A 26152-nucleotide genomic window follows, 5' to 3' on the forward strand; every position below is an offset into this window, starting at 1 on the left:
TGTTAACCTTTTGTTCCCATAACGCTCTCGAAGCGGTATTGTACCTGATCTTCCTTAATTACTGGGCCTGATATTTTACACGTTGTCAGGATCGGATAAATATTGGCATAAAAGTTCATCACTGCCTGTACTGTCCAGTGCGGCTCGGGGTCGGTGAGTTTTATATCCTGCCCTTTGTCTTTAAATATAAAAACCCTTTCTAGTTGTGTTGCTAATAACATGATTTGAAGTTTTTAAGGTTCGACATTGATCTGCATTTCAGATTCCGTTTGTACAGGCTGTGAAAAAATATTTGGCGCAAACTGCCTTTCGCAGATTTCCTGCTTTTCTCTGATCTGTTCCCGGAATTGAGGAAAATCCGAAAGCTTTGAAAGTACCGTCCACGCATCCCTATATTTTTTTTCATGAATAAGTGTATCGGCCTTTTTCATCGCTTCGTGGTATTTCTTATCCTTTCCGTCTGCTTCCTTCTTCTCCTGATCTGCCTTCGCCTTTTCCATTGTCGATTGTTTTTTCATTTCCTCAACCTGCTTGACGAAAGCGTCCATGTTATCCAATAAGCCGGACACGGATTGCATCGGTGCAGTGATCCTTTCAAAATATTGTTCGCATAGTTCCCGCGGTGTGCCTTTAATGATGAGCGGTAGAAGATTGGCACTTGCGCTGTCCGCGCAGTTGACGTTCTGCAACATCGTAGATACGATAAGCTGATCGTCAATTCCTTTGCTGATGATGATCTGTAGGTCGCCATTTAATTTGAGTTGGGCGATCTGGCCAAAAAAATTAGTCGTTGCCATAAGTTTCTTTTTTAATGTTTAATAAATAGTTAATTGTCTCCTCGTCGAAATCTGTATTATGTAGTTCCTTCTCGTATGCTTCAATAATGCGATTAAAATCTGCCGTAAATTCGGCTCCCGTGTAGTGAAGCTTTTTCAATGCGCCACCTTTTGAAGCCTTCAAAATCTCCTTTAGATGAGCTTTGGCACGTTTTTTCATTGCTGTGTATTTTCTACCCGATGGCAAAAGATTATTAATCTGGTGCAAAACGTCTTCGTAGATGAAAATCTTGCGATAATCATCGTTCCGAACCGCTTCAACGAAGCGATTGTATAGCCAGTCTACCAATGTGCTGTCAGTGATTGTTTCCATGTGAGTTATTTTAAGCGTTCAACGTATTCATTATATCGTTTGGTAAGGTCAGCACCCCTCTTGAACCGTTCAGTTTTATAACTAAAAATTTCTTCAAATAGCTTCACAGTTTTATTTTGGAGATCAATATAGTAGCGGTAACAAGCGTTGCAACGTCTGTCGTGCATCGTGCAATGTTCCTCCAATAGTTCAATTTCGTGAGCGGGATCGCCAAGTTCCAATAGTGGCCTGATTAGGTGTTCTACAATGTAGCCCTGCTCCGGGGTACTGCTTGAATCGGCAACGCAGATCAGTTTTTTGCCGTTGCTCAATGTGATATGGAGATTTGATCGTGTCATGGCGTTGGATTGTATATTTCTAGCTTACGATCGCCAAAAAGTAGATTGATGGCCAGTTTAAAGTTATAGTCACAGTGCTGTTGCCCTGCATACTCGATCAGGCAGGCAATTGGGAAAATGGAGCGGTAGGTATCAAAAAGCTGATCGGCAAAACGTCTTGGTCGCTTCCAAATCGTACTTTGGTTTTTTTCGATCGCAATTTGTGCATGCGCTACAAGGCTGTACCAATAATCAGCCGTGCAAAACCCTTTCTCGTTCCACTGCGCACGGATTTCGATTTCATTGTTTTGATAATATTCGCATTTGGCTTTGATAGCCTTCACGATATTGTTCAGTTCCTCCGGAAATAGTTTGGCAAGTAAAAGCCCCTTGTCCAGATTGTCCATGTTTTGTAATGCTTTCATATTTTATATTTTAAAAGGCTACCACCTTTACAGGCGGTAGCCTGTTTGTTTTAGTTAAGGTTAAAAATGACTGATCCATCCAAAGCATAAGCTGAACACAACTCAAATGCCTTTTGCGATTTCAATTGTGCGGTACCGCCCAAAACGATGCTCTTTAGCTTGGCTTCTTGATCGGTGTATTTGCGTACATTCTGAAAGTAGCCCGTTACTGCATTGTATGCGCCGTAAATAGTACCCTTTGTTGTTTCCAACTGTTGTGTTTCGCTCATCATGGCATAGGCAAAGGCATCATCTACCGTGTTTTTAAATACGGTGGAAAGCTTGTCATCTGCTCCTTTCTTGATATAATCAAGGGTTTCCTTGTTTGGCGCAAGTGCCATTTGAATCAACTTTTTTACCTCGTGGTCGTTGATGCGAACCTTTGCCCATTTGTTAAAAATACCTTCAAGGTTTTGGCTCATCATATTAGCCATGCCCATGATCTTATGGGCGTCTTTTAGGCGTTGGTTTGCCCCTGCGGTATGCTTGATCCTTACTACATTGCTCATGTTGTGCAGTGCAGCGTTGAGCGTATTTTGGCAAACGATACGGACAGGTGTAAATGCGGCTGTGATACTTCCGCTTCCATCGTGTGAGGTGGTGAGGAAAAGGTATTTTTCGGTTACATCGTCCCCCTTGCCGACACGGATATAATCCGGAAGTTTGGCGGTAATAAAAATACGCTCTCCATTGCCTAAAGCCCCTGCTGTCTCGTACAAAATCCCATCACCACCGCCTACGATGGCATCAAAGAAGGTGAAGGCTTCACGGTTTTGCACAATTTCGTATGCCGACCCTACTACGCCCAGTGGCGTATTGTTGTCCGCACGGACTGTGGCATAATAGTTAGGTACCATAATGTCGGTAGCTTCGATCAGCTCACCGCTGTCGCCTATACTTATTGTCCTGCCCTGGGTGAAAAGTGGGGATTTGATAACCTCGTAATCCAGTCCCGCATACCTGATTGCTTCTTCGCTCGTTGGGTGATGGTCAACAATGCTGCCCAGTCCGTGCCATGCTTTTTTCTTTACCGAAAAAAATGAATATTCGCCTGTCTGTCTGTTTTTATTGATGTTATGTGCCATGACTTTAAAATTTGTAGTTTTTAAAAGATTGAATTTTGTTGTTAAAATGGTAGGTCGTCATCACCTTCGCTGTAACTGGCTACCAAACCTGCTGACGTATTGTGTTTCGCACTGTCCTGTACAGCATTGGTTGTAGTCTTTTTGCCACCCCCATGAAATTTGATCTGTGAGGTAGTGAAGTTTAACGCTGCTTGCGGCTGTCCGTCCCGGCCTGCCCAAGCCCTGGCAAAAACCCTCCCCGTAAGTTCTACCAGGGTGCCTTTTGTCAGAAACTTTGCCACTTTAGGGCTTAGCCAGTAGGCGCAGTCAAAAAAGGTGGTTTGCTCTACACGCTCGCCCGCTTTGTTCTTGTAGCTCTCGTTAATGGCTACTGAAAAGTTTACCACTTGCTTGTCTTCTGCCACGTTGCGTACTTCCGCATCCCGTGTCAATCGTCCGATAATGTTCATAATCGTTCTTTTTAAAGGTTATACATTAATTTTTATGTTTCCCTTTTTCGCCGTGGCCCTGAGCTGTCAGCCCCTCCCACGAAAATTTTCCAAAAGAAAACCGGAAAAAAGAAAGCAGACATTTAGTGCGGTCAAAGCGCAAAGACCAAAAGGAAACGGAATAATTGGAGGGGACCCATTTATGGGGAGGAAACCGTTTATGCCGTAGTCTTTTGGTGGGCATGAGGGTTGGCTGGCCGCAATACCTTGGCTGCCTTTTTACCGGTTGATTATGGAAATGTTTCTTTAACGATTTATAAAAAAAAGGCAATTATTGATCACTACTAAGAAAATTTAAATAGTCTTTGTTATATATGAAGCCTCAGCTCCTGATTAATATGCGCAATATCATGATGCAACCATGTTAAGCATCCTATAAATAAATGTTTGGATTAGAATTGATTGCATCAGGGATTGCAGCGGCATCCTCCTGGAAGGAGATACAGCGGAAAGCCCGGCCTGAAAGGGATGCCGTGAAATAAATTGCAATTGATAGTTTCTTAAGATACATTTACAATTGACGCCTGTGCCTCCTTGCAATTACTTACAAAAAGATTAAGTCGGATGCGAAATATGCTTTGAAAAAACAACAACGGGGGTGCTATGAGGATAAAAAGATATTTTTAGTCTTCTGTAAAAAATAATTCTGAGTTGCAGAGTTCAAATTTTTGTATATCGAAACGGAAAGAAGTTTTCATTAAATTGGCTTTAAGATACTTTCATTGTTTTGTGCCATTTTTAAATTTCTTAAGATCTTGCGAGATTTCAAACTTGAATCGGCACACGCGTATCGGAATATTTGATCGATAATTTCCTGAATTTTTCCTGGTTAAGTGCGTAGACTTTTTACATGTGATTAAAGAAAAATTCGCCTACTGCAAATAGGCTGGCCTTTTTTAATCATAAAATGATCCTGAAAATTTATTAATATAATCAATGGTAATTCAATGTATTATTGATTTTTTATATGTATCAAAAAACTATTTTTTTGTATTTCTTTTATAGTTAATTTTACTTCAATATCAAACTAACTCGTTCAGCAAATGCTGCAAATGGAATTAAGTCATGATATAAACTTAACCATCTAAAACAAAAACTATGAGAACGCCTTACTACTTTATCCCTTTCCTAATTCTACTATTTAGTTGTACGATTGATCAAGAATCGTACGGAAACGATTCCATTGGAAAACTTAGCCCACTTACCCAAGAGGTAATTTCCAGGCCTTCTTTGCAGGAACTCAAACAGGCACAAGGTTTTCTTTCAATTGCGGAAAGACAAGCACTTTGGGAGACTAAATTAGACTTCATTTTAAACAATCCTAAAGAGAACTTTACTATTGATCAAAGAGGTATTATTTTGTCTTTAAAAACCTTTTTGCATAAACATGATATGCATACATTACTCTCCAACCCCCAACTAGGTATAAATTTTTTAACTAGAAATTTAGCTTATTGGGAAAAAAATTTCAGTAAGGCCCAGCTGAATATACTAATAGAAAGTCCTTATCTAAATAAAGATATGTTAATATCATCATTTTCAGAAGTAAAGATGCTTAAGATGATTGGAATGTCGGAAAAGGCGGCGGTTGCCGGAGGACACTGTACTTGTATTTATGATGGAGGATGTCATGGAGCTGGAAACTTTTGCCAGGGTGCAAGTAGCTGCAATGTTGATGATGACAAAGAAATGTGTGGCATATTTGGAACAGCGCACTGTGAAAATAGATGCACCGGTGTTCAGCCTGATCTTGATTAAAGATGATGGGAAATTTTAGAGCGATTTCTGCTAGCGTGATAATCAGCAGCATTTTGTTTGCTATACTAACTACAGCTTTAGTGTACAATCTTTCTGGGACTCTGGCCTACCTTAGAATTCAAATTGATTCATTTGCATATGTTCCGGAGTTACGATTTTGTATATATTTTTTATATGCGACTTATCTATTTTCCGGAATTAATCGTAATCCGGTGCTTTTTTTAATTATTTGTCTACCATTCATTTTGATTGATGCTACAGCTTTGATTGGCGGCGGCAAAACAATTCCTGTACGCTTTCCTTTTCAAACCATTTATCCATTGCTTGGAACACTAGCTGCCTACTTAATCGTCAAGAGCTATAAGTTAGGGATAATGATACTGGCCTTCTGTATGGTATTCTTTATCATTGCAAAAACATACATTACGCCAAACCTATTATGGTATATGCACAAGAAAAATCAGTCGGAGCATTTAAGTAAAATGGAACTCTTAAAAGATACTTTTATCACCATAGATCAGAAAAATATTTGCATTAAAGATACGGTAATGTCTGAAGTAATATTAGCCGAGTTTTATTTTGAAGGCTGTTCTCCATGTACAGAAAAATTGCAAAGTCTCGTTGATGTATCGAAAAAATTTAATAGTTCAGATTTGGGTCTTGTACTAATTTGCGATGGTTCAATTACTTCATTTAAAAAATTCCAACAAGCTGCGAAGAGGCTTGTTAGTACGGGTTTTACATTTTTATATGATGATAAAAGGCTTTGCCAAAAATATGGTATAAGAGGATATCCAACAGAATTTTTAATTTATAAAGGGAAGATCGCAGGAGCAGATACCGGGTTTGGAAAAGACATCAGTATGCTTTGGCAAAAAAGTGAGATAACTAAAATAAAAAAGCTATTAAACCATGAAAATTAAACTCGAGCAATTCTTCTTATTACTTTTTATTATTCTTATTTCTTGTAATGACGCTGCGAGAGCGGAAATTTCTATTGATGGATTGAGTAGTAGATCAAAGCATAAAAGTTTTACTATTTACAACCTTGGAAATTCAGATCTGATCATAGAGGGGTTTACTTCGAGTTGCGAATGTACCATTATGAATCTAAAAAGGGGAAGCAGGATAGCCTCCGGTGATTCGCTCGTGGTACCTGTGAAGGTTAACCCGGAAAATCAAGACAAAGATATGACTGTCTTTATTTCAATCCTGACAAATGCTAAACCAAGGGTTACATCATTTAAATTTGAACCGTAATAATTCTGTATTGAGCTTTTCCATTCTTCAGATTATCTAGCTTAAAATTGGAGATCTAGTTTGCATAAAAAATCATGTTCTGCAGGATCAAAACCCCACTGTTAAGAGTTTCTGTGCAATAGTTTTTAAGCAAAATGATAAAAACTACATTTTTATACGCTAGGTTTAGGAAGTTCTAGATAACTTGTTCTGCTTATGAAGCGAAAAATTGCGGGTAAACCCGAACGAAATACCGTGCAATAATTTACAATTGATAGTTATACTGAAAGCGAAGTAATGTATTGTTAAAGACCACATTATATGTTATTCCAAAAAGTTTTCCCAAATATAGGTTGGTTCGAAAACGTCAAGGCAAGGAAGAAGTTACAGACAGATAATCAAGAATTGGCGATTAAATTGGTGCCCACATCTGCGAAGAAACACCCGATTTTACCCATCCGTCAGATTGTGATGAATAATATCAAATTTTGTTTTCTATTTCTTGTTTCAAATTTTTTGGCTTAGCTTCATCGGCTCAAAGTCTCTATCAACCTATGGAATTATCATATTTATTCATTGACGGAAAAAGTGCGATTGATTTTATTAAGTCTGATTTTCAGGAGTTAGAAACTTTAACAGATACTGAAAAAATATTTCATCCAATATTGTATCTGAAATTCAATAAAACTTTAAAGATTGCTGATAAAAAATATACATTTTTTGACAAACGTATTGATCAAATCTATGCATATTATGATGTAACTGAAAAAGATAAGTTTGCGCTATATATTTTACTCGATATCAAAAAAGACGATTTAAAGACATTTTCCAAAATCTGGGGGCATCCCGGAAATGTTTCTTATGATGATTTTGCCTCTGGCGAATTTGATTCGCAGATGTGGCATAAGGATGGAACTGATGTAATTATCGGACGATCATTTGCCGATGATTATGGGCAGGATAGCCAAATAGTTCAGCTAAGTAATATAAAATTGCAAAAGCTGTATGGAATAGAATAGTTAGGGAACCGCAAACCAAAGCCCTAGGAGCAATCCTAAGGGCTAATTTTTTAAAGAAACATTGACTACTTTGATTTTGATGGGGCAGTAACCTTCAGGTTTATTATGCATTTAATTACCAGAGCTGGCCTATCTTAATTTATACTTCCAATATTTGTGAGGTTAAGACTGTAAAAACTCATCGAGATAATATAACTTTTTAAAAAAAAAGTAAATACAAAGGCTAATTATAGAATTCAAATGCATGGCTGGGGATTATTCCAAAAGTGGCCACTTGTTTTTCTGCAAAGTGGCCACTTTTTTCGATTTAAAATGACCACTGTTTTCGCTTAAAAGTGATCACTTGGCTCATTTTAAGCGGTTTTAAGGCTTATTTAAAGCCAACTTGGTTCAATAGGTTGTTTTTGTGCTCAAGGCAGCTTCAGCGGAGCGCTAAAGTGCTTAAAAATGGTTTTTTTAGAAAGGGTGTTGCTGGAGTTTTTTGTCTGTCGGTTTTTGGATGTAATCGCGCCCCAGAACAGCTTTATTGACTGGATAATCATATCCGGGATGCCGTGGAGCGGAGTTTTGTGCGGATGGGAGGCAGAGCATTGACAAAATTTCTTTTGCGGTGGTTCTGATAGGAATGGATATATTTGGGACCTTTCTCAAGATGTCCTGCTCAAAGTCGGGCTAATCTACGGGTGTACAGTTTGGAACGGAATCCGCTGTCTACTATTACCGAAATCCCCAAGCATACATTTGAACCGAAATGTTTAATTATTGAAGCCGGTAGTTGACATAAAAAAATCTATTGAAGATGTTAGCGAAGATCTCGTCAATGGTCTCGAGATAGATATCGTCCTTACCGGTCAAGATATCGTTGATCTCACTATTAATTTCTTTAAAATTTTATAAATGAGAACTTTATTGCCAGACATTTTTATAATTTAGTTCAATAAAATCATTATTGAAAATCCAATAGAATATGAAACAATTTCTTCTGATTATAACGATCTCAATCTCTTCAACATTCTTGCACGGGCAAATAATCAGCAGAATTGACGGAAGCCAGATCTCACTGGACAGTCTGGATGAAAAAATTGAACATTTAATGAAAGTGGCTAATGTTTCGGGAGTTGCAGTATCTGTTCTTAATGATAATAAGCCGGTTTTCAGTAAAACATACGGTCTTGCCAATGTTCAGGAAAATATTCCCTTACAACCTAATAAAATAATGTATGGAGCTTCACTGGCAAAGATGGTATTCGCGTATATCGTCATGCAGTTAGTTCAGGAAAAGGTTATTGATCTGGATAAACCACTTGTTGACTATCTGGAAAAACCTTTACCGGAATATATCATAAAGGGCTGGAATAGGGGTTATAAGGATCTTAAAAATGATTTCCGATACAAAAAAATCACTGCCCGGATGTGCCTTGATCATACTACTGGCTTTCCAAATTGGCGCTGGTTTGAAGCAGATAAGAAGCTTAAGTTCAAATTTGACCCGGGTACACGATACAATTATTCTGGCGAGGGACTTTATTTGTTACAGTTTATCATTGAACATATAACCGGCAAAGACTACGAAACCCTATCACAGGAAAGGGTTTTTAAGCCTTTGGGGATGATCAATACCAGCCAGATATGGCAGCCCCGATTCGACGCAAATATCTGCTATGGGCATAACTCAAAAGGTGAACCATACGAATTGATGAAATGGAAAGAAGCCAGTGCAGGGGGCTCAATGAGTACTACTTTAGCAGATTTTACCAAATTTTATACAGCGTTGATCAATCATGTGGGACTTTCAAAAAAAAAATTTAATGAAATGACCAGCGTCCAGGTCAGAATAAGATCAAAAAGTCAGTTCGGACCCCTGGCATCGGTAGATGGTCCAGACAATGAAGATATAGAGCTTGGATATGGTTTAGGAGTCGGCATTTTTAAAACACCATACGGAAAAGCATTTTTTAAAGAAGGACACGATGATGGATGGGGACACTATTCGGTGTGTTTTCTTGGCAAAAAAACGGCAATTATTGTAATGACAAACAATGATAATGGAGAAAGTATCTTTAAGGAACTTTTAGCTTACGCTATCGGTGACACTTTTACACCATGGCGTTGGGAAAATTATATTCCATATCATATAAAAAGATAGAGGAAATAATTTATTTTTTAGAATTTGAAGCAAAATATTTACACTCAAACTTTTTAAATCCAATGTCTTAATTCATAAACCTTATTGCTCAGAAAGATAAAAGTTTAAACAACTTTTATGAGTTAAATATGCTATTAAATACTATAGGTGCTTAAATATTAATTGATGTTGTAGCAATTTTCTCATTTGAATAATGGAGAAAAAGATCATATCGCCATAACAGCAATCTATTTCGTGAATTTATATCCTGAAGAGATTTGAAACAAAACAATCGTGATAACGGGAGGAAGCAGAGGAATAGGTTTAGTTGGATCCGAACGGCTAGTGAATGAGTGAGCAAAAATTTTGATTCCTGGTCGAACCTTAAAGCACTTTTTTGACGTGCAAATTTTACTAATATTTTTAGCAAACAAAAATAAATCGTAAAATAAGATAGATATAGCCAGAGCTCGCCAATAAGAGCCATGTAAAGATGTAAAGTCAATCAATGTATATTTTAATAATAATTTCCATCTGAAAAATATTATTCAGATGGAAAACGTTACAAAGGATGACCTTCGAGAGTTAAGAATTTTAATCATAAATGACATTGAGAAGCTCATTGATGAGAAGTTCGCAGATAAGACTGAGAAAGAGCCTCAAGAATGGCTACGTAGTAAATCAGTACGTCAAATCTTGAACATTTCGCCAGCAACCCTTCAAAACCTCCGTATCTCAGGAAAGTTGGGGTTTAAGAAAATCATGGGCTCTTATTATTACAAAACAGTAGACATGCAAAAAATGTTCACAGATGGAAAATGAGGTTGCTAACCCTTGGATGAAACTCTTTACAGTCGCAATTAAAGATTCAAAACTTAATGCTTGGCACATATCATTATTGTTTGCCATTGCTTATCTTGCTCTTTTACAAAAGGAAAAGAAAGTTGTGCATGTTAGTCGAAGTAAACTTATGATGATATCGCATATTAGCACACTACCAACATATCACAAATATTTTAAGCAACTTCAGGATTTTGGCTATTTAAGATATACACCATCATATCACCCGGCCTGTAAGAGTACAATTGAGATCGTAAAGTTTTAAGCACTATAGGCGGCGAAGTTACCTCTATATTATTGTAAAAAGTGACAGCTCTTGCCTTTTGCTTCATGGATTAAAATCTATAAAATTTTAAATTTCAATGTTTGATTTTTAAACAGCGAGCATCAGTTTTAGTGTATTTAATCTCTGACCTAAATCACTAAGAAGCATTTCTTTAGTTGAATTTAATTCCGTACTTTTCAAAATTTCTAAATCTTTTTCAAATCTTTTTAAGAGCATTTCGACATTAAACTTTTCCTCATTTTTTGTTTCCGACAATCTTTCAGTAAGATTAGTCATTTCTTTGCTAATTGCTTCGTGTTCTGTCAATGCATATTCCTCCGTTTGTTTCACTGAATGATGGCCCAGTAGTTCCTTCACCACATGGATTGAAACTCCATTATTAAGCGTGACTGTACTAGCAAATGTTCGTCGTGCTTTATGGGTGTTAAGTGTAGAGGTAATTCCACACAATTCAGCAATCTCCTTAAGATATTCATTCATCTTTTGATTTGATCTTACAGGTAAGACAGATCCTCTCTGAATACAGACTGGGTGATCTTTATATTTTTCCATTATCTCCAGTGCTTTCGGGAGTAAAGGAATGTCCGTATTGGATTCAGTTTTTTCACGCCTGCTAATAATCCATAATCTACCATCAAATCCCATTTTAATATTAGTTTTCTTTAATTGGAAAACATCAATGTAAGCCAAGCCGGTATAGCACTGGAAGATGAAAATATCTCTGACCGTATTAAGTCGGTCCGTTGAAAACTGCTTATTCTCAAGTATTGAAAGCTCAGCTTTAGTTAAGGGATATTTTTTGATTTTAGTCTTTTTCCTGGTGAATAATCTGAAAGGATCTGCTGGAATAATTTCTTTCGCAACAGCCCTCAAAACAATCTTCTTGAAATTTGAAATATATTTTAAGGTAGTATTATTAGCGCATTTTCTAATGGTCCTTAAATAGAACTCATAGGCTGTAATAAATTCAAAGTTTAGTTCACGAAATTCCAAATCATCCCTGTTATACTTGGACTTAATAAAATCGTACACATGCGATCGGGCAGTTACGTATCTCTCATACGTACCCTTTTTAACACCTTGTCCAATTAAAGCAAATAATTCGTCATTATGCTGCTGAAACTCCTCCAAAACCTTCATTTTAGAAACTGTTTTACCATTCACAAAATCAATGATGCAGGATGATGTTATTGTTTTTCCTTCCCGCAGAGTGGAAGTGCGAAATTGATTTATCCTGACAACCAACTCGTCAAGATATGTATTAACAGTTCTTGCATCCTCCTTGCTGCCGATTGCTCTTGCAGACTGTTGATCCCATCGTCGATAGTCCCAACGCATTTTGGTAGATGTCTCTTTTGGAATGCCATTTACCGTGACACGCATGTAGACAGATCTGATCTGCTGTTTTTTGTTTCTTGGAACCTTGAGAAAGAAATTTAATCCAAAACTTAGGTCTAACATAATTCAATAATTTAAAGGTTAATAAATATCGAATAAAGATGTTCTCAAGTCAAGTCATTAACGTCCTTTACTAGCTGGTATACAGTTATTTAAGCTTCGTTTCATGGCGCATTTCTGCATTACATGTACGCGCCACGAATGTGCCACAGAGATTATGAGTGTTTTTAAAAATTTTAGCAGTCCTTAAACAAAAAAGAAGCCTGCAATTTTTAAAAAAATGCAGGCTTAAAAGGTTTTTCCGCGATATAAGTGAGTTAGTAATTATCGCCTTAGCGGAGAGTGAGGGATTCTCACCTATCGCTTGAATGTACGATAAACATTGATTTTTTTATTTTAAAATCTTGAAGCGCCACGATAATGCCACGATTTAAAACTTTTACTCAAAAAATCAACTTTCTACTATCGTTTAACCTATTGCGGAGAGCGAGGGATTCGAACCCCCGGACCTGTTACAGTCAACAGTTTTCAAGACTGCCGCATTCGACCACTCTGCCAGCTCTCCGCTGCAAAAGTACAAACTCAGCGTAACTCTGCAAACTCGGAAAGCTTTTTTTTTATATAAACTTGATAATTACTTAACACAGAGGGAGAAAAAATTATTTCTTCTGTATATTTTCTTCAATCGGCTCCGATTTTTTGAACAAATTAAAGGTAGGGCGAATGATCTTTACGCTCCGTTTGCTCACATCAACGCTGGCATTCAGCTCAAAACCGATCAATAAAATCAATGAGTTGAGGTAAAGCCAGATCATCACTACGATTAATGTTCCGATAGAGCCATACACCTTGTTATAGGAAGCAAAATGGTTAATGTAAAAAGAAAAACCCCAGATGGTCAGAAAGGCCAGAATAGTGGCCAGCCAGGAGCCTGCACTAAACAGCCGCCATTTTTTGGTATGCGAGGGTCCGTAACGGTATAAAACGGAAATGGTAATGAAATACAGGATGGCCAATAAAGCCCAACGGGTAAATTTGATGGTATAACTTAAAAAACTGTCTTTAAGATGCAGTTCATCGTTGATTTTGTTGAGCAGCACTTCACCCAGGGCCATCGCACTGATACAGATGATGATCGAAAAACAAATAATCAAGGTAAGTATAAGCGCGATTAAACGTTGTTTAATCCAGCTTCTCGTTTCAATGATCAGGGATGATTTATTGAACGCCTTCATGAGATTTTTAACCCCATTGGTGGCAAAAAACAGTGCCGATAAAAAACCAAAAGATAATAAACCGCGATTTTGATTTTTAATGATATCTTTCAACGTCGCTTCAAATGCATCGAAAGCATTATGCGGCAATACCAGCTGGATTAAGTTTAACAGCTGATCCTGGAAACCCTTGATCGGGATAAAAGGGATCAGGGTAAACAGGAAGATAATGCCAGGGAAAATGGCCAGCATGAAACTGTATGCCAAAGAAGATGATTTGTTTACCAATGCATCTTTTCCGATTTCACGAAAGAAAAATGTAGCTACCGTATACAGCGGAAGAGGGCTAAAACCTGGCAAAATACATCTTTTGGTCCATTCTATAAATCTAGAATAGAGCTTAAGATGTAATAATTGCCTGTGTAACCATTCCATGATATTGATTAATTAAAAAAAACCGACAATTTTTCGATAAAATTTTCAGGCGGATTTGTCGGTTTATTTCTCTTCATGTCAACAAAAACCAAGGTAGTTGAACCAATGTTAATCAGTTCTTCTTTTTCGTTATATAATTCATACTCAAAAAAGATCCTGACGCCAGGTAAAGTTTTGATGATCGTTTTTATGGTAATTTCCTGATCGTAAAGGGCAGGTTTAATGTATTTGCACTTTAGTTCCAACACAGGCATCATAATACCGGCTGCTTCCATCGAGCTATAACTCATACCTAAACTGCGCAACATTTCCACCCGGCCTACTTCGTAATACTGGGCATAATTGCCATAATACATATAACCCATCTGGTCGGTTTCGCCATAACGAACCCTGATTTTTGTACTGTGGCTAAACATTATTTAAATATATTTCTTTTGTTTAAGGCCTCGCGGTATTTCTTTGCATTAACTTCGTGTTCGGCCTTGGTTTCAGCAAAGTTATGGTACCCTGAAAAATCTTCTTTGGCACACATATAAATGTAGCTATTGTTATCGCGGTTAAGTACGGCATCAATGGCATTAATGCTAGGCATCATAATGGGTCCGGGAGGTAAACCTGCATATTTATACGTGTTATAAAGCGATTGCACCTGCAATAATTTTCCGGTTACCCTTTTCACTGTAAAATCGTTATTGGCAAAAATCACCGTTGGATCGGCCTGAAGTAATATGCCTTTATTTAATCGGTTTAAGTACAAACCCGCAATAATCGGCATTTCTTTATCATAAAGTGCCTCCGCATCAACGATAGATGCCAGTGTGTACACCTGTGCAGGGCTCAGGTTTAAGCTTGCTGCTTTTTGCTTGCGTTCTGAAGTCCAGAATTTCTCATACTCTTTGTGCATACGTTCAAAGAAATCAACAGGCGAAATATTCCAGTACATCTCGTAGGTATTCGGGATGAACATGGCATACACATTATCCTGATTAAAACCATACTTGCTGATCAGCGCGGTAGAATCCAATACCTTGATAAAGCTTAGCGAATCGGCTTCCAAATTGCTCGCCAGATAGGCGGCAAAATTTTCTTTTTTACGGATGTTATGGAATTTCAGTTTAACCGGATCCTGGTTTCCTGCTTTGATCATGTTAATTAAGGTCCTGTTGGTCATTCCTTTTTCCAGTCGATAACGGCCCGGTTTAACACTGGCAGCTAAATTCATTTTTCCGGCAGCAGCTGTAAACGAAGAAACACTTTTTAAGAGATCTTTCTTTTTAATTTCCGAAATAAGATCGTCGTAACTGCTTCCGGTTTTGATATACAAGTATTTTTGATTTTCGGTAACGTTAGGGGCAAAGTAAAGCCTGTAAATATTCAATGCAAAGTAACCGGCAATTAAGACAACAATCAACGCAATCATTATTGCCGCTTTTTTGCCTGTACTCATGTTCTTTTTTTCTACTTCAGTCATCTTTAATATGATACTTATTTATGGTTGTTTGTTAGATAGGGTGATATTGATTCTGGTACCTATAGGCACTTTGGTTACCGAATCAACTGGCATAGGATCTTGTTTAATAATAACGGCGGCAGCACTATCCGTAATAGGTCCATCGTATAGGATATTACCTAAACTCAGGTTTGATCCCCTCAGGCTAAATTTAGCTTCATCCATGGTCAGGCCCGTCAGTTGTGGAATATCTACTTCTTCATTTCCACGCCCATCGCCTAATACCAGGTTGATCCTGGATCCAACAGGTATCATCTGTCCGGCTGTAATCGGTTGGCCACCAAAAGAAGCTTCCAGAACTACATCTCGACTTACATCAGGCTTGTAGGTGGTATCGCCAAGTTTTAGTCTCGAACTCTCTATAATCGCCTGTGCTTCTCTCAAGGTTTTAAACGCGATATCTGGGAATTTTGTATTTGGAGTTTTGCCCGCATTGATGGTTAAATAAATGGTACGGTTATCCTTCACAAAAGTATTGGGATCAGGATCCTGATCGATTACTATTCCTGGAGGCTGATCCATGATAAAAACAGAATCCACTTCGTATTTTAATCCGGCATCTTCCAGTTTCTTTACGGCCTGTTCAAAAGATAAACCTTTTACCATAGGTACATTTAGGCCCTGCCCGTGTTTGGTATAATATCTTAAACTAAAAAAAGCAATCAATAAAAGGACTATAACGGTTACGATAGCGGCTAAAATGTTGTTTCTAAACGATTTGGTTTTTAAATATTCTATAAATTTAGACATGAATCTTAATTTGGGTTATGCGTACAAGCTCAAATGTAACTATTTTAATGATGGATTGGATGATCGAATCTTTTTCAACATCCGACCGTTCTTCAACCCCTTCCGTAAATTCTCTCCTTCAATAATACTAAAGCACAAAGATATTTATATTTTTGAGGATATATTTATATTCAATTTCTATTTATAAAAGGATTTTTAACATGAAGAAAACGATAGCATTGTTAACGGGCGGTACCACAGGCGAGTGGGTTGTTTCCATAAAAAGTGCGGCCACTATTGCTCAAAATATCGACGCCGATTTATACGACGTATATAAGATTATGCTGAACGAAAAAGGCTGGTTTTATGAGCCTGCCGATTCTGTTAAAATTGAGATTGATAAAAACGATTTTTCATTAACGCTGGAAGGAAGAAAGATTAAATTTGACGGCGTTTTTATCGCCATACATGGTTCTCCCGGCGAGGATGGAAAATTACAGGGCTATTTCGATATGCTGGGTATTCCCTATACCACCTGCGATGCATTAACTTCATCCATTACCATGAATAAAGGTTATACCAAAGCTATTGTAAATGGTATTGAAAACCTGTATACCGCAAAATCTGTTCAGATATTCAAAGATGGAAACCATCATTTAAATCAGATTAAGCAGGATTTACGCTTACCTTATTTTGTTAAACCCAATAGCGGGGGCAGCAGCATTGGTATGAGTAAGGTAAAACATGCTAATGATCTGGAAGAAGCTATTGAAAAAGCATTTAAAGAGGACGATCAGATCTTAATCGAAGAATTTGTAAGCGGCAGGGAATTCTCAGTTGGCATTTTCGGCTCAGAAGGCAAGGTAGTTGTTCTACCTGCAACGGAAGTGATCCCCCACAATGAATTTTTTGATTTCGAAGCCAAATATACACCAGGCGCGACGGAAGAAATTACCCCGGGCAGAATGAATGCCGAAGAGTTGAACCGTGTGCAACAGGTGGTAAAGGAAGTATATCAGAAACTAAATTGCAGGGGAGTGGTACGTGTTGATTACTTTCTGGAAGAAGGAACCGGTAAATTTTATTTTATTGAAATCAATACCATTCCCGGACAAACAGCAACGAGTTTTATACCACAGCAGGTAGCGGCTATGGGCATTAGCCTGAAAGAGTTTTATACCCGTTTGATGAAGGAAACACTAGGTTAGCCTTCGCAAATTTCGTAATGCTGAGCACCCGGTTTTTGTGAAAAAAGTTTGAGTTTAAATGATAGGCTTTTATGTTAGTCGTTCCCAACTTTATCCGATAGCGACCGAACGTAAACCATCTTTTGAGGATATTTTAGGCATCATAATATGCTTGCTTTGAAAAACTACCGCTTTGAGTGAAGAACGCCGTCAATCCCAGGGGCCGGAGAAATTTAAAAAACAGTTGCACAGAGGAACAAACAGCACTATCAAACATAAAAAATAATGGTTTGCGTTCATCTGTACTTATTCGATTTCAGAAAATATTTGAAAACAAACCCCGCAGGGCTCAATCAGGAAAGGAAAATACAAAAATGCCTGATTAAATAAAGTGCTTAGTTCTTTTGATGTGTACAGGATTGTGTCGAAGGGCCACTGTGGGATCCGGTAGCACGGCTGGCAGGGCACTTTGGTACTTTGGCGCGGTAAAATGCAGCGCATTCCTCAGTACAATAAAGAACTACCAACAGCTGCGAAGAAGCCCGGGCCCCGCGGCATAGCATATAAAAATCTGTATTCCGCTTAAATAATGATTTTTTTGTTATAAATACATTTAATGGTTTTAAAGATGCTGAAATCGGGTCAGCATGACGATCACTAAGAGCAAAGATGAACATCCAAAAATTGATTGATAAAGGTTTAAAACTCAAAAACTATCCTAAAGATTCGGTGATTTACGAGCCTGGTATGCAGCCCCGTTTCGTATATTTCATCAAATCGGGCGAGGTGCGCATGGTTACGGTGAGTAATGAAGGTAAGGAGTTCATTCAAGGCGTTTTTAAAACCGGGCAATATTTTGGTGAGCCCGCCTTGTTAATTGATCGGCCTTATTTAGCCTTTACCATTGCCAATAAAGATTCACAGCTCATTGCCGTAAATAAAGAAGATTTTTTTAAGCTGATTAAAAATGAGCCGGATTTTAGCATGGAACTGATCTGTACTTTAAGTAAGCGGCTATTTTATAAATCGATGATGCTGGAGGAACTGGCAAGTGAAAAGGCTGATCATCGTTTGTTAACCATCATCAATTACCTCCTTGGCGATGTTAATGTTGGCGAAAATTTAAAAGTGACACGGCAGGAATTAGCCGACATGACCGGGCTAAGGGTAGAAACAGTGATCAGGGGGACTAAAATACTTGCCGGGAAAGGCTTGATTAAAATTATTAAAGGAAAAATTGTTAAACTTTAATTATCCTTATGTGGTTTATAAATCAGCCGATAAATAGCTATATGTTCAATAACAAATAACTGTTAAACTTATGCCTCGAACATGACCTAGATCATAAATTGGTATTCAGTATAAGGCTTATCTTTGTACGATCAAATCAAGAGATTATGGCTGAGTTATCGAAATTCCAGGCTTTTTTACAATGTAAGTGTCCGAGATGCCGCAAAGGAGATATTTTTACAGGAAGTGCTTATTCATTCCGGTTACAGAAAACAAATGTGAACTGTCCGCATTGCAACTTAAAATTTGAACGCGAACCCGGTTTTTTCTACGTAGCCATGTTCGTAAGTTATGCCATGAATGTTGCCGAAATCATTACTATTGGCGTGGCATCGTATATTTTAGGATTGGATTTAGTATATGATAACCTGTGGTACTATGTGGGGCTGATATTGGCCGGTGTTTTATTGTTGTCGCCCATCAACTACCGGTATTCCAGAGTGATTTTGCTTCACTACCTTACGCCGGGCCTACACTATGTACCTGGAAGTGGTGATCAGAAGTGAAATTGTTTATTCTTTTAAGGAAACGAGATACTTTGTCGGGCGATAGCGACAGGATGCAAGGAGGGGAGACAGTTTGCGAATACGATTTGTGGAAGCAATCTTATAAAAGATCGTCATTTTGTGATAGGTCTCACTGGGTAACTAAGTACTATTTCAAATTATACGACTCGTTTATGCAATCAACTAACGCCTTCACTCTATTTTCCGAAGTAAGCTCATAGCGGTATTCGTCTTTAACAGTACCCATTTTGCTTTCTGTATTTCTGAATTCCATTTTACTTGAAACAAATTCTTTTGCAGAGGCATGGAATTGTGTGGCCCCGGTTTGCTCAATAAGGGTCTTGATATTTTTTTCATTGATTCCCGCACCAGGCATAATGGTAATCCGTCCGTTTGCCTTTTTTACCAGCTGCGCCAATTTTTCCGCTCCCAGTATTGCTGAAGAAGAACCTCCGGAGGTTAGTACCCGTTTGATTTGCAGGGAGATTAAATCTTCCAGCGCCTGATCCATATCGTTACTCATATCAAATGCCCGGTGGAAAGCTACCCCCATAGGTTTGGCCAACTGTATCAGTTCAGCGCAACGCTCCTTATCTATTGCGCCATCAGCTTGAAGTATTCCGATAACTACACCATCACAATTCAATGACTTACAAATTTTTATATCTTCTTTCATGATTGCGAATTCCATTTCAGAATATAAAAAATCTCCTCCACGGGGACGTATGATAGGCCAAACTTCGATGGAGAGATTTTTCTTGGCGAGTAACAACTGACCATAACTCGGTGTGGTGCCGCCTTCTGCCAGGTTATCGCAAAATTCAACTCTTTTTGCACCGCCATTTTGGGCAGCCACTGCTGACTGGTAAGAATTGGCACATACTTCTAGACAAGGAATAGATCCTTTATTCATGGTATTTGGATTTATATTCGAGAAACCGTTTTATCTTCTTATCGTCATCCTGACGCGATAACTATCGGATTTAATTAAAGGGCTATTTAAAAGTAAGGATACTGCAAATGGCCCCTCCATTAAATATCCGGACTCAGGTTAATAATAACTTTTACCTTTAATTAAAAGATCCTGTTTTTCTGCGTTGCAGACCGCATAACTAAAACCCTGTTGGATGGCATAAGCACCATATTCGCCTTTTTTATTGAGGGCTAAAAAGCCTACCTGTATGTTTTTGGCCGTTTCCGGTTTCTTTTTGATAATACGCATCACTGCTTCCTTGCAGGCTGCTTCTGGCGTATATCCCTGACGCATCAATTCTACCACCAGGAATGAACCCACATTTCGCACCACCTCTTCGCCAACCCCCGTTGAGGTTGCCCCGCCAACCTCATTATCTACATAAAGGCCCGCGCCGATAATCGGACTATCGCCAATTCTGCCATGTAATTTATAAGCCATACCGCTGGTGGTACAGGCACCGGAAATATTGCCTTTGGCATCAATAGCCAGCATCCCAATGGTATCGTGGTTATATTGGTTACCCGGTAATTTTTGTGGAGCGGCTTTCTCGTAAAGTTTATTTTCGATATTCATTACCGGGGCATACTTTGCTGTTTTAAGCCATTCTTTCCATGCTTTCTCGCTGGCAGGGGTAAGCAGGTTTTCCTTTTTAAAGCCCTGCTCCAACGCGAACTGTAAAGCGCCATCGCCAGCGAGCATAACATGAGGTGTCTTTTCCATCACTTTACGGGCTACCGATATGGGATGTTTAATGTATTCGAGTGCCAAAACAGCACCACAGTTACCCAATTCATCCATGATACAGGCATCCAGCGTAACATGGCCATCACGGTCTGGCAAACCACCATAACCGACCGATTGGTTTTTCTCATCGGCTTCAGGCACCCAAACACCCTGCTCTACGGCATCTAAAGCACGTCCGCCAGATGATAACACTTTCCAGGCATCAGCATTTGCCGCAATGCCAAAATCCCAGGTAGAAATTACAATGGGAATATTTCCGGCTTTCGACGATTTTTTAGGAAAGGCCTTGGCAATACTGCTTTTATCAATAGCCATTAACCCAGCTGACAGGGCTGAAGCTTTTATAAATTTACGACGGTTAAACATTTGTTTGGTTTGTTTACGGTTTAATTGGTATATCGATTAATGTTATCGGGAAGTTGCGGATTAATTGTTGAATATTTTCGAATAATCAATCGTTTCACGACGGGTCTGAAAATAGTAGCTCAATCATTGGCTAACTCTATTCAATGGTAAACCGGTCGGCATCTTTTAGAAAAGGAAACTGCCTCCTGATTTTAACCAGCTCTTCATAATTGATACTGAAAGTATATAAATCTTCGTCTTCGGGTTTGTAATAAACGGTATTACCATATGGATCAAGACACATTGATAATCCGCTATGGTAAATCTGGTTACCATCATGCCCAACACGGTTTACCGCAATTACATAACTCTGGTTTTCGATAGCCCGGGCCGGGATCAAAGCCTTCCAATGCGCCGATCGTTTATCAGGCCAGCTGGCTACCAAAAGTAAGATATCGTATTCTTCATCTACATTACGCAGCCAAACCGGAAAGCGCAGATCATAACAGATGGCCAACCTGATTTTCCATCCTTTAAGTTCAACAATGAGTTTTTCTTTACCCGGACTAAAATGCTGATCCTCGTTGCCCATGCCAAACAGATGGCGTTTATCGTAATGTTGATGTTTGCCATCAGGCTCCATCCAGATCAAACGGTTAAAATATTGGCTATTTTCTTTGATAATCAAGCTGCCAGTAACCACACAATTGTACTGATGCGCCATTTTTTGCATCCACTGCATGGTTTTTCCACCCATTTCTTCTGCCAAAGCTTCAGAATTCATGCTAAAACCCGTGTTAAACATTTCGGGTAGAATAATGATATCGGTTTTTTCCCTCACACCCATTGACAGTCGAAGCGCCAGATTCAGCAGGTTTTTCTCAGTGTTTTCCCAGAAAAGATAGGCCTGAAATACAGTTACTTTCAGATTTTCGATTTGGGTATAAACAGGTGCTTCCATGGTGTATCGGTTTAGTCTGGTTAAACGTTTTTTAATTTCGCTGCTGCCTGGGCGAGGGTATCATTTTCTTTGGCAAAGCAGAACCTGATAATTTTATGATCAGTTGCCTTTTGATAGAATGCAGAAACCGGAATGGTGGCCACTCCAAATTCTTTGATCAACCTGATGCTAAAATCGGTATCTTTTTCATCGCTGATGCTGTTATAACTCGCACATTGAAAATACGAACCATTACAAGGCAAAAGTTTAAAGCGGCTTTCAGCCAGGAGCTTTCTAAAGTAATCCCTTTTTTGCTGAAAGAAACTGCCAATTTCGGTATAATTTTTTGGTTCTTTAAGGTATTCGGCAATGGCCTGCTGCATCGGACTATTAACGCTGAAAACATTAAATTGGTGTACCTTCCTGAATTCTTTGGTTAAATCTTCCGGTGCAAGGCAATATCCCAGTTTCCACCCTGTAGCATGCAAAAGCTTACCAAAAGACGCCACAACGAAACTTCTTTGCCTCAGTTCAGGATAACACATCACACTTTCGTGCTTTTGTCCGTCATAAATGAGGTGTTCATAAACTTCATCACTTAAAATGATAATATCGGTCCCGCTAATGAGTTTAATAAGGGATTTCATGTCATCTGACGATAGGATACTACCCGTTGGATTTTGTGGTGTATTTAAGATGATCATTCTGGTTTTTACCGTAAATAACTTCTTAACCATATCCCAGTCAATCGAATAATTTGGCGGGGCGAGTTCGTAAGTTTTAACCAGGCCGCCTAAAAGTTTAATCGTTGGTGCATAGCTATCGTAAGCCGGTTCAAAAATAATCACCTCATCACCTGCATGGATAATAGCGGCCAATGCAGTAAAAATTGCCTGTGTTCCACCCGCCGTAACGGTAATTTCAGTTTCAGGGTTATATTTGATGTTATATAGTTTTTCAACTTTCTCTGCAATGGTTTCTTTTAAAAAAGTAGAACCAGGCATTGGTGCATATTGATTAAAACCATCTTTCATTGCTTTATTAACCAATTCTGTTAGTTTTGGATCACAAGCATAGTCGGGAAATCCCTGAGAAAGATTAATGGCATGGTGTTCAGCGGCAAGTTTACTCATCACCGAAAAAATGGTGGTATTTACACCAGGAAGTTTAGATTGTATATGAAGCATCTTATAAGCGAAAATAGGAAAAAAAAGCTTAAGACGTAAAGGCCCTCTGCCAAAAGCCCTGCAAAATGATTCTAAATATAACTGATGGAATTCTTTGCAAAGGATTAAACGCCAGGATTAAGTTGCGTCAACCATAAATTGGCAAATGTTTAGCTTCGGCAGATTTATTCCGGAAATACCCAATAATGCTAAGATATGGCAATTACAGGGAAAAGATCAGTGCCCTACAACAGTAGCATCTGCCGATGCCTCGACTTCTTCGGTAATAAACCTGCTTCCGATCAATAAGCAAACTAAAGCAATAAATGCAGCAGCCGTCATCACCAAAGGCATGGGTACCACTGAGTGTTCACTAAATAAACTCACCATTACTGAAGCCAGCGCACCTAGTCCCATTTGCAAAGCGCCCATTAAGGCTGAGGCACTACCTGCATTTTTAGAAAATGGTGCCAGTGACAAAGCTGCTGCATTAGGATTAATTAATCCGAGACAGGCTAAGAACAGGGCGATAAAACCAATGGTCGTGTATAAATCAAGCCAGTTATTTAAAGCAAAGATCAAAAATATTAAGCTGAATATGCATTGGGCAATAAGCGCATAAGTGACTATATTCATGCTGGTAAACCATTTTAGTATGAGGCTATTGATCTGACTGGAACCAATAAAGGCTACCGATAGCAAGGCGAAAATCCAGCCGTAACCCGTTTTACTTACTTCGTAAATCTTCATAAACACGGTAGGAGATGAAGATACATAGGCAAATAAACCTGAAAAAGTGATCGAACTGATTAAAGCGTAGGTATAAAATTGAGGTTCTTTTAAAACCATCAAAAAATTGGTCAGAATGGGTTTAGGCTTTAAAGAATAATTGGGATCCGGTGTATAACTCTCGGGTAGTTTGAAAACGGAGGCGAGTAGCATTAAGATGGCCATCAACCCTAAAAACACAAATACATATTTCCAGCCTAATGCCGAAATTAAGTAGCCTCCAGCCGTTGGAGCCAGCATGGGCGAAACCGCGATTACCAGCATTAGGGAAGCAAATACTTTTGGGCTTTCTTCTACGGAAAACAGATCCCTAACCATCGCAACCGAGGCTACAGCGGTAGCACAGCTTCCGATGGCTTGTACAAAACGTAACCCGATCAATTGGTTTACATCGGTTACCGCTAAACATAAAAAAGAGGCGAAGATATAAAGCGCCAACCCGAAATACAGTGGTTTTTTCCGGCCAAATTTATCCAAAAGCGGACCGTACAATAACTGGCCGGCAGAAATCCCGATAAAAAAACTGGATAAAGAGAGTGCCACAGTAGATTCGGAACTTTTTAAATCCTTTGCAATATCAACAAAACCAGGCAGGTACATATCAATAGAAAAAGGACCGAGAGCAGCCAGTGAGCCCAAAATAAGAATTAATAAAAAGTGTTGTTTTCCAGCCATAATCTGATTGTTTTTCGGAGGCGCAAAGATTGGGAGATTAAATTTGCTAACCTAATTTACACGTTGAAAGATTGTAAAATTGTGGTTTAGCATTCAATTGCAAGCTGAGTGATGATAAGCTTTCTAGTAAAAAGCATAATCTCTGTGATAATTCGCCAGATTATTTTTAGATTTATTGCCTATGACTTTTAAGACAAAAGAAAGCCGTTTGCTGCTCGTTCTGGGTAGCTTTTTTGTAGCAAACGCTATATTATCAGAATTTATTGGTGTCAAATTATTTAGTGTTGAAGAAACACTGGGCTTTAAAAAGTTCGATATCAATTTGTTTGGTGTTCCAAATCTGTCTTTTGTAATGTCTGCAGGGGTATTAACCTGGCCCATTATTTTCATTATGACAGATATTATTAACGAATATTTTGGTGTAAAACAGGTCCGTTTTTTATCTATCCTTACTTCTATTTTAATTGCTTTTGCTTTTTTGGTGGTTTGGGGATCAATGCATTTAAGCGCCGCTGATTTCTGGGTACACCAGAATATCAATGGCGAAGACCTTAATATGAATAATGCCTTCGCCGGGATTTTTGGACAGGGCATGTGGATTATCGCTGGTTCCATCACAGCTTTCATTATCGGGCAAATGGCTGACGTACTCATTTTCCATCGCATTAAAAAAATAACCGGAGAACGTGCTTTATGGCTGCGTGCAACCGGTTCTACATTGGTTTCTCAGCTGATCGATAGTTTTGTGGTCATTTTTATTGCATTCTATTTAAATCCGCAATACCACTACAGCTGGAAAATGGTTGCCGCAATTGGCCTCGTGAATTATACTTATAAATTTATTGTGGCCATTTTAATGACACCTATATTGTACGTCGTGCATACCATCATTGATCGTTATTTAGGCAAAGACCTTGCACATAAACTGATCAAAATGGCGGGCAGAGGATAAATATTACAAATAATAAATCAGCTGATTTATGAAAAATATCTTAATGTTATTGGCCGTTTTCTCTTTATTTTCCTGCGCGAATAAAGACGAAGATAGAAAAGATTCAGTCCTTGATATTCAGGGGACCTGGCAGTTGATTTCGGCTACAACTATAGAGAATGGAACCAGTAAAACGACTGATTATTCTGGGAAACTTAAAATGATCAAGTTATTTAACAACACACATTTCGCTTTTTTGAAACATAGCCTTGACCCCAAGGACAGTACCAGTTTTGATGCGGGAGGAGGAAGTTTCATCTTAAACGGCGATAATTATATTGAAAAACTTGAATATTATAAAAGCAAAGATTGGGAAGGCAAAACATTTAAGTTTAAGTTAGCCATCCATAACGATACATTGATTCAGAAAGGTGTGGAGAAGGTAGAAAAGGCTGGGGTAGACCGTGTGATTATCGAAAAGTATATTAAAATAAAATAGTTGCTATCATTTAATTCGTATTGTCTGATAAAAATGCCTCGAGACTTT

General features: G+C 38.5%; 29 protein-coding genes and 1 tRNA gene. 12 read left to right on the top strand and 18 right to left on the bottom strand.

Annotated elements, in window-relative coordinates:
• Positions 1–2 precede the first annotated feature (2 nt).
• From ACK1I8_RS07930 to ACK1I8_RS07960, 7 genes are read right to left on the bottom strand one after another with little or no spacing between them, the layout of a single operon-like run.
• Positions 3–221 (bottom strand): PRTRC system protein C, encoded by a 219-nt coding sequence (locus tag ACK1I8_RS07930; protein ID WP_412468796.1) that lies wholly within the window; start codon positions 219–221, stop codon positions 3–5.
• A 12-nt stretch (positions 222–233) separates the two neighbouring features.
• The gene (locus tag ACK1I8_RS07935) at positions 234–797 is read right to left on the bottom strand and encodes a prtrc system protein e (RefSeq protein WP_412468797.1); all 564 of its coding nucleotides are present in this window, start codon (positions 795–797) and stop codon (positions 234–236) included.
• Positions 784–1149 carry a hypothetical protein gene (locus ACK1I8_RS07940; RefSeq protein ID WP_412468798.1) on the bottom strand — a complete coding sequence of 122 codons (366 nt, stop codon included), beginning with the start codon at positions 1147–1149 and terminating at the stop codon, positions 784–786. The genes ACK1I8_RS07935 and ACK1I8_RS07940 overlap by 14 nt, the downstream gene beginning before the upstream one ends.
• A gap of 5 nt (positions 1150–1154) precedes the next feature.
• Positions 1155–1487 carry a penicillin-binding protein gene (locus tag ACK1I8_RS07945; protein WP_412468799.1) on the bottom strand — a complete coding sequence of 111 codons (333 nt, stop codon included), beginning with the start codon at positions 1485–1487 and terminating at the stop codon, positions 1155–1157.
• Complete coding sequence (locus tag ACK1I8_RS07950) at positions 1484–1891, bottom strand: hypothetical protein (RefSeq protein ID WP_412468800.1); 408 nt, start codon at positions 1889–1891, stop codon at positions 1484–1486. The genes ACK1I8_RS07945 and ACK1I8_RS07950 overlap by 4 nt, the downstream gene beginning before the upstream one ends.
• Before the next feature lie 50 nt (positions 1892–1941).
• Positions 1942–3015: a DUF932 domain-containing protein gene (locus tag ACK1I8_RS07955; RefSeq protein WP_412468801.1), complete on the bottom strand. Its 1074-nt coding sequence runs from the start codon at positions 3013–3015 to the stop codon at positions 1942–1944.
• 41 nt (positions 3016–3056) lie between these two features.
• On the bottom strand, positions 3057–3464 hold the full coding sequence (locus ACK1I8_RS07960; protein ID WP_412468802.1) for a single-stranded DNA-binding protein: 408 nt from the start codon (positions 3462–3464) through the stop codon (positions 3057–3059).
• Between the two features lie 1137 nt (positions 3465–4601).
• Here ACK1I8_RS07960 and ACK1I8_RS07965 point away from each other — a divergent pair.
• The 7 genes from ACK1I8_RS07965 (at position 4602) to ACK1I8_RS07995 (ending at position 10749) form a co-directional block, all read left to right on the top strand.
• A complete protein-coding gene (locus ACK1I8_RS07965) occupies positions 4602–5261 on the top strand; it encodes a bacteriocin fulvocin C-related protein (RefSeq protein WP_412468803.1) in 660 nt (219 codons plus the stop codon).
• A gap of 2 nt (positions 5262–5263) precedes the next feature.
• Positions 5264–6184 carry a peroxiredoxin family protein gene (locus ACK1I8_RS07970; protein WP_412468804.1) on the top strand — a complete coding sequence of 307 codons (921 nt, stop codon included), beginning with the start codon at positions 5264–5266 and terminating at the stop codon, positions 6182–6184.
• Positions 6174–6521 (top strand): DUF1573 domain-containing protein, encoded by a 348-nt coding sequence (locus ACK1I8_RS07975; RefSeq protein ID WP_412468805.1) that lies wholly within the window; start codon positions 6174–6176, stop codon positions 6519–6521. The genes ACK1I8_RS07970 and ACK1I8_RS07975 overlap by 11 nt, the downstream gene beginning before the upstream one ends.
• 533 nt (positions 6522–7054) lie before the next feature.
• Entirely contained in the window at positions 7055–7519 is a 465-nt protein-coding gene (locus ACK1I8_RS07980) for a hypothetical protein (protein ID WP_412468806.1), read from the top strand.
• 967 nt (positions 7520–8486) lie between these two features.
• Positions 8487–9665, top strand: a complete 1179-nt coding sequence (locus ACK1I8_RS07985; RefSeq protein ID WP_412468807.1) for a serine hydrolase domain-containing protein — start codon at positions 8487–8489, stop codon at positions 9663–9665.
• A gap of 531 nt (positions 9666–10196) precedes the next feature.
• Positions 10197–10466, top strand: coding sequence for a helix-turn-helix domain-containing protein (locus ACK1I8_RS07990; RefSeq protein WP_412468808.1), 270 nt, complete (start codon positions 10197–10199; stop codon positions 10464–10466).
• A complete protein-coding gene (locus ACK1I8_RS07995) occupies positions 10456–10749 on the top strand; it encodes a hypothetical protein (protein WP_412468809.1) in 294 nt (97 codons plus the stop codon). The genes ACK1I8_RS07990 and ACK1I8_RS07995 overlap by 11 nt, the downstream gene beginning before the upstream one ends.
• A gap of 108 nt (positions 10750–10857) precedes the next feature.
• Here the strand turns inward: ACK1I8_RS07995 and ACK1I8_RS08000 are convergent, their stop codons facing one another.
• The 6 genes from ACK1I8_RS08000 to ACK1I8_RS08025 form a co-directional block, all read right to left on the bottom strand.
• On the bottom strand, positions 10858–12231 hold the full coding sequence (locus ACK1I8_RS08000) for a site-specific integrase (protein ID WP_412468810.1): 1374 nt from the start codon (positions 12229–12231) through the stop codon (positions 10858–10860).
• Between the two features lie 417 nt (positions 12232–12648).
• Positions 12649–12733, bottom strand: a tRNA-Ser gene (locus tag ACK1I8_RS08005).
• Between the two features lie 94 nt (positions 12734–12827).
• Positions 12828–13817 (bottom strand): YihY/virulence factor BrkB family protein, encoded by a 990-nt coding sequence (locus ACK1I8_RS08010; RefSeq protein ID WP_412468811.1) that lies wholly within the window; start codon positions 13815–13817, stop codon positions 12828–12830.
• Between the two features lie 8 nt (positions 13818–13825).
• Entirely contained in the window at positions 13826–14233 is a 408-nt protein-coding gene (locus tag ACK1I8_RS08015; RefSeq protein ID WP_412468812.1) for an acyl-CoA thioesterase, read from the bottom strand.
• Positions 14233–15288, bottom strand: a complete 1056-nt coding sequence (mltG, locus tag ACK1I8_RS08020; RefSeq protein WP_412468813.1) for an endolytic transglycosylase MltG — start codon at positions 15286–15288, stop codon at positions 14233–14235. Before mltG ends, ACK1I8_RS08015 begins: the two co-directional genes overlap by 1 nt.
• 18 nt (positions 15289–15306) lie before the next feature.
• Positions 15307–16077, bottom strand: a complete 771-nt coding sequence (locus ACK1I8_RS08025; RefSeq protein WP_412468814.1) for a PASTA domain-containing protein — start codon at positions 16075–16077, stop codon at positions 15307–15309.
• A gap of 200 nt (positions 16078–16277) precedes the next feature.
• Here ACK1I8_RS08025 and ACK1I8_RS08030 point away from each other — a divergent pair, with 200 nt between their 5' ends.
• The 3 genes from ACK1I8_RS08030 (at position 16278) to ACK1I8_RS08040 (ending at position 19039) form a co-directional block, all read left to right on the top strand.
• Complete coding sequence (locus ACK1I8_RS08030) at positions 16278–17264, top strand: D-alanine--D-alanine ligase (protein WP_412468815.1); 987 nt, start codon at positions 16278–16280, stop codon at positions 17262–17264.
• A gap of 648 nt (positions 17265–17912) precedes the next feature.
• On the top strand, positions 17913–18494 hold the full coding sequence (locus tag ACK1I8_RS08035; RefSeq protein WP_412468816.1) for a Crp/Fnr family transcriptional regulator: 582 nt from the start codon (positions 17913–17915) through the stop codon (positions 18492–18494).
• A gap of 146 nt (positions 18495–18640) precedes the next feature.
• Positions 18641–19039: a DUF983 domain-containing protein gene (locus ACK1I8_RS08040; protein ID WP_412468817.1), complete on the top strand. Its 399-nt coding sequence runs from the start codon at positions 18641–18643 to the stop codon at positions 19037–19039.
• A gap of 148 nt (positions 19040–19187) precedes the next feature.
• Here ACK1I8_RS08040 and ACK1I8_RS08045 read toward each other — a convergent pair whose 3' ends face one another.
• The 5 genes from ACK1I8_RS08045 to ACK1I8_RS08065 all read right to left on the bottom strand — a co-directional run bounded on the left by ACK1I8_RS08045 (position 19188) and on the right by ACK1I8_RS08065 (position 24674).
• Complete coding sequence (locus tag ACK1I8_RS08045; RefSeq protein WP_412468818.1) at positions 19188–19952, bottom strand: copper homeostasis protein CutC; 765 nt, start codon at positions 19950–19952, stop codon at positions 19188–19190.
• A gap of 138 nt (positions 19953–20090) precedes the next feature.
• Positions 20091–21125 carry a N(4)-(beta-N-acetylglucosaminyl)-L-asparaginase gene (locus ACK1I8_RS08050; RefSeq protein WP_412468819.1) on the bottom strand — a complete coding sequence of 345 codons (1035 nt, stop codon included), beginning with the start codon at positions 21123–21125 and terminating at the stop codon, positions 20091–20093.
• Between the two features lie 136 nt (positions 21126–21261).
• A complete protein-coding gene (locus ACK1I8_RS08055) occupies positions 21262–22065 on the bottom strand; it encodes a nitrilase family protein (protein WP_412468820.1) in 804 nt (267 codons plus the stop codon).
• A gap of 20 nt (positions 22066–22085) precedes the next feature.
• A complete protein-coding gene (locus tag ACK1I8_RS08060; protein WP_412468821.1) occupies positions 22086–23231 on the bottom strand; it encodes a methionine aminotransferase in 1146 nt (381 codons plus the stop codon).
• A gap of 216 nt (positions 23232–23447) precedes the next feature.
• Positions 23448–24674 (bottom strand): multidrug effflux MFS transporter, encoded by a 1227-nt coding sequence (locus ACK1I8_RS08065; RefSeq protein WP_412468822.1) that lies wholly within the window; start codon positions 24672–24674, stop codon positions 23448–23450.
• A 181-nt stretch (positions 24675–24855) separates the two neighbouring features.
• Between ACK1I8_RS08065 and ACK1I8_RS08070 the strand changes: the two genes are divergently transcribed.
• The gene (locus ACK1I8_RS08070; RefSeq protein ID WP_293788182.1) at positions 24856–25626 is read left to right on the top strand and encodes a queuosine precursor transporter; all 771 of its coding nucleotides are present in this window, start codon (positions 24856–24858) and stop codon (positions 25624–25626) included.
• A 28-nt stretch (positions 25627–25654) separates the two neighbouring features.
• Positions 25655–26104: a hypothetical protein gene (locus tag ACK1I8_RS08075; RefSeq protein WP_412468823.1), complete on the top strand. Its 450-nt coding sequence runs from the start codon at positions 25655–25657 to the stop codon at positions 26102–26104.
• Positions 26105–26152 lie beyond the last annotated feature (48 nt).

The sequence above is a fragment of the Pedobacter sp. KLB.chiD genome, from assembly GCF_047040275.1.
In the GTDB taxonomy this organism is placed as follows: Bacteria; Bacteroidota; Bacteroidia; order Sphingobacteriales; family Sphingobacteriaceae; genus Pedobacter.